Origin of the sequence: Streptomyces sp. ME02-8801-2C (assembly GCF_033793965.1) — a bacterium.
Classification (GTDB): domain Bacteria; phylum Actinomycetota; class Actinomycetes; order Streptomycetales; family Streptomycetaceae; genus Streptomyces.
The window spans coordinates 24,350-30,934 of the sequence record NZ_JARAXP010000015.1; the positions used below are offsets into that span (position 1 = coordinate 24,350).

At 70.2% G+C, this 6,585-nt stretch carries 6 protein-coding genes; 2 read left to right on the forward strand and 4 right to left on the reverse strand.

Annotation, left to right across the window (positions count from 1 at the left end):
- Positions 1–646 (forward strand): IPT/TIG domain-containing protein (locus PV396_RS35330; RefSeq protein ID WP_319211734.1); only part of this gene is annotated, 646 nt, incomplete at its 5' end.
- 677 nt (positions 647–1,323) lie between these two features.
- Here PV396_RS35330 and PV396_RS35335 read toward each other — a convergent pair.
- From PV396_RS35335 to PV396_RS35345, 3 genes are all read right to left on the reverse strand, one after another.
- Positions 1,324–3,141, reverse strand: a complete 1,818-nt coding sequence (locus tag PV396_RS35335) for a glycoside hydrolase family 18 chitinase (RefSeq protein WP_319211736.1) — start codon at positions 3,139–3,141, stop codon at positions 1,324–1,326.
- 130 nt (positions 3,142–3,271) lie between these two features.
- Positions 3,272–3,931, reverse strand: a complete 660-nt coding sequence (locus PV396_RS35340; protein WP_319211738.1) for a response regulator transcription factor — start codon at positions 3,929–3,931, stop codon at positions 3,272–3,274.
- Complete coding sequence (locus PV396_RS35345; RefSeq protein ID WP_319211740.1) at positions 3,928–5,130, reverse strand: sensor histidine kinase; 1,203 nt, start codon at positions 5,128–5,130, stop codon at positions 3,928–3,930. The genes PV396_RS35340 and PV396_RS35345 overlap by 4 nt, the downstream gene beginning before the upstream one ends.
- 170 nt (positions 5,131–5,300) lie before the next feature.
- Between PV396_RS35345 and PV396_RS35350 the strand changes: the two genes are divergently transcribed.
- Positions 5,301–5,930, forward strand: coding sequence for a hypothetical protein (locus tag PV396_RS35350; protein WP_319211742.1), 630 nt, complete (start codon positions 5,301–5,303; stop codon positions 5,928–5,930).
- On the opposite strand, the gene PV396_RS35355 is transcribed toward PV396_RS35350, so the two are convergent.
- On the reverse strand, positions 5,847–6,419 hold the full coding sequence (locus PV396_RS35355; RefSeq protein WP_319211744.1) for a cob(I)yrinic acid a,c-diamide adenosyltransferase: 573 nt from the start codon (positions 6,417–6,419) through the stop codon (positions 5,847–5,849). The genes PV396_RS35350 and PV396_RS35355 overlap by 84 nt on opposite strands.
- Between the last annotated feature and the right edge of the window lie 166 nt (positions 6,420–6,585).

Here is a 6,585-nt window from a genome sequence, read left to right on the forward strand (position 1 = left end):
GTTCACCGTCAACAGCAGCACGCAGATCACGGCGGTGGCTCCCGCCCATGCGGCCGGAGCCGCGGCGGTCACGGTGACCACTCCCGGCGGCACCAGCAACGCCGCCGATCCCAACGCGTACTTCTTCTACGCCGCGCTGCCCCTGCTGACGGTCCTCGCACCTCCCTCCGGACCCACGGCGGGCGGCACCGCGGTCACACTCACCGGCAGCGACCTCCTCGCCGCGACGGCGGTGCAGTTCGGCGGGGTGGCGGCGGCGTCGTTCACCGTCAACAGCAGCACGCAGATCACGGCGGTGGCTCCCGCCCATGCGGCCGGAGCCGCGGCGGTCACGGTGACCACTCCCGGCGGCACCAGCAACCCCGTCGACTACGTCTACCTCAACGCTCCTGTGCTGGTCTCCCTCGCGCCTGCCCTGGGGCCGACGGACACCGGTACGGTCGTCACGCTGACCGGCAGTGATCTCGCGGCCACCACCACAGTCCAGTTCGGCGCCGACTCCGCGTCGTTCACCGTGGCCTCCCCGACGCAGATCACGGCCGTCGTTCCGAATGGCCCCACCGGGCCGGTCACCGTCACGGTGACCACACCCGCCGGCACCAGCAACGGCTTGACGTACACGCGGATCGCCGCGCCCAGCATCTGATGCGCCGGGAGTGAGGGAAGACGTCCTCCCACGCCGCGGTGGTTCACGCCGATCAGTCCGTCACCTACTGCGGCACCGTCGACACGCACCACCTGCGAACCGTGCGCGCGGACGGCGACCTGGACTGGTACCAGCCCGTCGCCACCACCCCGCGCCCGGTACGCCCCCGGGCCCCGGCACCCCCGCCCATGTTCTTGGACAGGAACAGGAAGGGGCCGGTGCCCCGAGTGGTGCACCACCACCACCGAGTCCCCAGAATCGCGAGGTTCTGGTCTGTGTCCGGATCGAGGCCCGCGGGCGCGCCTCCGGGCCGTGGACCGAGGCCTGGAATCCACGAGAGAACGACCATGATGATCCGGGAGCGATCGACGCAGCGAAGGTTCTGTCCGTGGGAACGGGCACCGGCACTCAGGGCGGGGCCCGTCCGAGGGTGAACCTCGCTCGGGTCGTGGCGGCCGCCAATGAGGCCCCCGGTACCCGGCGGCAGAGGGGCTGCTGGAACGCCGGTATGTGGACGGCTCGTTCGGTACCCGGGCGACAGACATGGCTTCACCGTCATCGGATGAACGGAGGGGCGATGACCGGATTCCTCGCGTGACGTTCCCCCGGACGCAGTCCGGGGGAACGTCAATGGCGCCTGATCTTTCGACAGCCGACTGCTTCAGCCGGAAGCCGGTCTACTTGAGCCCGTTGCTGATCGCGTTCACCAGCTCTCCGTTGCTCGTGTCGCCGCTGAACTCCCAGAAGAAGGCGCCGCCCAGCCCCTGGTTTTTGGCCCACGTCATCTTGGTGCCGATGGTGGTGGGGGTGTCGTAGCTCCACCAGTTGGTGCCGCAGTGGGCGTACGCCGTGCCCGCGACGGTGCCCGTGGCCGGGCAGGAGTTCTTGAGGACCTTGTAGTCCTCGATGCCCGCCTCGTAGGTGCCGGTGGCCGCGCCTGTCGCCGTGCCGCCGGGGGCGGACTGGGTGACGCCCGTCCAGCCGCGGCCGTAGAAGCCGATGCCGAGCAGGAGCTTGGTGGACGGGACGCCCTTCGCCTTCAGCTTGGCGATCGCGTCGGCCGAGTTGAAGCCGGCGGTCGGGATGCCGGAGTACGAGGTCAGCGGGGAGTGCGGGGCGGTCGGACCGGTGCTCGCCCAGGCGCCGAAGTAGTCGTACGTCATCACGTTGTACCAGTCGGCGTAGGCGGAGGCGCCGCCGTAGTCGGCAGCGTCGATCTTGCCGCCGGAGGAGCCGTCGGCGGTGATGGCCGCGGTGACCAGGTAGTTCGCCCCGAACGTGGTGCGCAGCGCCGACATCAGGTTCTTGAAGGCCGCCGCACCCGAGGAGTCACAGGTCAGGCCGCAGGCGTTCGGGTACTCCCAGTCGATGTCGATGCCGTCGAAGACGTCCGCCCAGCGCGGGTCCTCGACGACCGACTTGCAGGAGGCGGCGAAGGCGGCCGGGTTGGCGGCGGCCTGGGTGAAGCCGCCGGAGTAGGTCCAGCCGCCGAAGGAGTACAGCACCTTGATGTTCGGGTACTTGGCCTTCAGCTGGCGCAACTGGTTGAAGTTTCCGCGCAGCGGCTGGTCCCAGGTGTCGGCCACGCCGGACACGGACTGGTCGGCGGTGTAGGCCTTGTCGTAGGCGGCGTAGGTGTCGTCGACGACGCACTTGCCGTCCTTGACGTTGCCGAACGCGTAGTTGATGTGCGTGATCTTCGACGCCGAGCCCGAGGTGACCAGGTTCTTCACATGGTAGTTGCGGCCGTAGACGCCCCACTCGGTGAAGTAGCCGAGCTTGACCTTGTTCCCGGTGGGCGGGTTGGTTCCCCCGGTGGTGTGCACGGCGACCGCGCCGCTGGCCGGCCCGGTCTGGTCGGCGGTGTCCCGGGCCAGGACGGTGTACGAGTAGTCCGTGCCGGCGGTCAGACCCGTGTCCGTGTACGACGTGGCCGTGACCGTCGCGACCTTGGCGCCGTCGCGCAGGACGTCGTAGTTCTTGATGCCCTTGTCGTCGGTTGCCGCGCCCCAACTCAGCTTGACCGAGGTGTTGGTGATGCCGGACGCCGTCGGAGTGCCGGGCGCTGAGGGCGCGTTGTCGCCGGGCAGCGTGCCGCCGCTGCAACTGCCGCCGTTCAGCTTGCAGTTGGCGGGGGAGCCGGCGCCGGCGCCGTTGAAGCCGAAGGAGACTGCGGCGCCGGGGGCGAGGGTGCCGTTCCAGGACTTGTTCCTGGCGGTCCAGTGGGTGCCGCTGGAGGTGACGTCGGCGTCCCAGGCCGAGGTGACGGACGTACCGGAGGGGAAGTCCCACTCGACCGTCCATGAACTGATGGACGTGGTACCGGTGTTGGTGACCGTCCACTTGCCCTCGAAGCCGGTGCCCCAGTCCTGGGTCTTCGCGTAGGTCGCGGTGGCCGAGGCGGCCGCTTCGGCCGGGCCCGCGAGGCCCACCAGGGCGGCGAGGGGGAGCAGCAGGGTCGTCAGGCCTGCCGTACATCTTTGTGCGAAGCGCATGCCGCGCCTCCTTGGAGGTGTGAGGGGGGCGCGACTGAGCCTTCGCACCCACAGTGCCGCGAGAATAGGAAGGTCTGGACCACGGGTCAATAGGTCTGGACCACTTCGCGGGCACACTCACCCGATTCCGCTAAACCCCCAACTCCTGTGCCAGTACCGCCGCTTGGACGCGACTGCGCAGCTCCAGCTTGCCCAGCAACCGGCTGACGTGGGTCTTCACCGTCGCCTCGGCCATGTCGAGACGGACCGCGATGTCCGCGTTGGACAGTCCCTCGCCGAGGCACGACAGCACCTCGCGCTCGCGCCGGGTGAGGGTGTCCAGGACGGCTGGATCGGCCCCGGGCTCCCGTACCGGCCCGGAGGCGAACTCGGCGATCAGCCGCCGGGTGACCGCCGGGGCGATCAGACCCTCGCCGCGCGCCACCGTCCGTACCGCCTCGATCAGATCCCGCGCCTCCGTGTTCTTCAGGAGGAACCCGGAAGCTCCCGCGCGCAGCGCCCCGAAGACGTACTCGTCGAGGTCGAAGGTGGTCAGGACGAGCACGTCGGCCAGTTGCTCCGCGACCACCTGCCGGGTCGCCGACACCCCGTCCAGGCGCGGCATCTGAATGTCCATCAGCACCAGATCCGGCCGCAGTTCACGGGCCAGCGCCACCGCCTGCTCACCGTCCGACGCCTCCCCGACCACCTCGATACCGGGTGCGCTGCCCAGAATGAGGACCAGCCCGGCCCGTACGGCCGACTGGTCCTCGGCGACGAGCACCCGGACGGTTCCTGCCGGTTGCGTCATGCGTCTTCTCCTTCGGTGAGGGGCAGCGTGGCGCGTACGGTCCAGTGGGCGTCGACCGGTCCCGCCGAGAAGGTGCCGCCCAGCAGCGCGACCCGTTCCCGCATCCCGACCAGACCGGCGCCGGAACCGGGTGCGCGCGGGCTGCCGTGATCGTCGTACGGGCTGCGCACGGCGACACTCAGCGAGCCGTCGAGCCGGGCGAGCGTCACCGTGACCCGGCCGGGGGAGGCGTGCTTGAGGGCGTTGGTCAGGGACTCCTGGACGATGCGGTACGCGGCCAGCTCGACCGGCGCGGGCAGGGCGGCGCGGACGGCGTCGGCGTCCGCACGGGAACCGGTGTCCATGTCGAGGGTGACGTCGAGGCCGTTGACGCGGGCGCCGTCGACCAGCGCCCCAAGGCCGTCCAGCGTCGGCGCCGCCGCCGGTTCCAGGCCGCCGCCGCTGTCGCGCAGGATGCCGATCAGGCGGCGCATCTCGGCCAGTCCCGCCACGCTGTTCTCGCGGATGACACCGAGGGCCCGCTTCGAGGTGTCCGGGTCGTCGATGGAGAGGGCGGCCGTGGAGTGGATCGCGATCGCGGAGAGGTGGTTGGCGACCATGTCGTGCAACTCCCGTGCCATCCGCGCCCGTTCCGAGGTCACCGCCTGGGTACGGTCCAACTCGGCGAGCAGCGCGGTCTGTTCGGCACGCAGCCGGGCGGAGTCGGCGGCGTCCCGGTGGTTGCGCACGATCAGACCGGTGGCGGCCGGGGTGAACGCCACGATGCCGACGACCACACCGATGAGCAGTGCTTGCGGGACCCGCCAGACGGCGAGGGGCACGATCGCGCCGGCCACCGAGAGCAGCCCGGTGATCCAGGGGACGCGGCGGGCGGTGGCGGGCGGGCCGTACAGCACGGCCGCGTACACGAGGTCCGTGAACATCACGACCGTGGCCAGGTTGCCCTGCGTGACGACGTCCACGGTCAGCGCCGCCGTGCCGATCAGCAGCGCCGTACGCGGACGGACCCGTCGCAGCAGTTCGCAGCCGGCGGTCACGACGAGCGGCACCAGGATCGGCCAGCGCCCGTCCAGCAGCACGAGCGCGTCACCGGCCGTACGGGTACCGAGACCGACGCCCCAGATCAGCAGGCCGCCGATCAGCCCCGCGAGTGCGATGCGCACGTCGTCGCGGTGCGGGCGGGGGAGTCGCGGAGCCATGACTCCATCCAACACGGCCCGGGCGCCGCCCACCTGATCCCGGGGAAGGGTCCTCGACTGCATCTTTCGATGTACCAGGACTTCCTCACCGCCGACGACGCGTCCGGCGCGCCCCGCCGGAAGCCTGGAGGGAGAACGGATTACCCGGACTCAGCTGTGAGGAGCGAGTCGTGATCGTCGCGTTGATCATCGCCTGCGAGGTCGGCTTCTGGGTGCTGCTGGCGCTCGGACTGGCCGTCCGCTACCTGCTGAAGTGGCGCCGGACGAGCGTGGTGCTGCTGCTGTGCGAGCCCGTGCTCGAACTCGTGCTGTTCGTCGCCACCGCGATCGACCTGAAGAACGGCGCCGAACCGAGCTGGGAGCACGGCCTGGCCGCCCTCTACATCGGCTTCACCGTTGGGTACGGCCACTACACGATCCGCCGGCTCGACGGCCACGCCGCGCACCGCCTGGCCGGCGCCCCGCCCCCGCCGAAGCCGCCGCGCCACGGCATGGCACGCGCCCGCCACGAGGGGCGCCTCTGGCTGCGTACCGTCGTCATGGCGGCGGTCGCGTGCGCACTGCTCCAGGCGGCGGTCTGGTACGTCGACGACGGCGACACGTCGTCCCTGCGGTCCACCCAGTGGGCGGCACTCCGGGTGGTCGGCATCCACGGCCTGATCGCACTGACGTACGCGATCTGGCCGAAGAAGGCGCCGGCCGGGTACGAGGAGAGGTCAGCGCTCCCCGCCCGGGACCCAGAGCACGTCCCCGACCGCCTTGTTGGCGGTACGCGCAAGGATGAAGAGCAGGTCCGATAGCCGGTTCAGGTAGGTCGCCGTGAGCGGGTTCATCACCTCCGCGTGGACCTCCAGCGCCGCCCACGTGGAGCGCTCGGCCCGGCGTACGACCGTGCACGCCTGGTGCAGCAGGGCCGCGCCGGGGGTGCCGCCGGGCAGGATGAACGAGCGCAGTTTCTCCAGGTCTTCGAGGAACCGGTCGCAGTCCGCCTCCAACTTGTCGATGTACGACTGCTCGACCCGCAACGGCGGGAACTCCGGGTTCTCGACCACCGGCGTCGCCAGGTCCGCGCCCACGTCGAACAAGTCGTTCTGCACCCGCGTCAGCACCTTGACGACCGCCGTCTCCAGCCCGCCCAGCGCGACGGCGGTCCCGATCACCGCGTTCGCCTCGTTGGCGTCGGCGTACGCCGAGATCCGCAGATCCGTCTTGGCGACCCTGCTCATGTCACCGAGGGCGGTGGTGCCCTGGTCGCCGGTCCTGGTGTAGATACGCGTCAGATTGACCATACGGCCACAGTAGTGACGACCCCGGACCGTCGCTCAACTAGGCCGTACGAGGAGTCGAATGAGCCACGCCGGTGTGATGTCCGCCAGATGAGACGTGACGCGCGTTACTTACCGGTCACACAGCACCCTCACGACCGCTAGGGTCCGCCGAAGAGGCCCACTACGC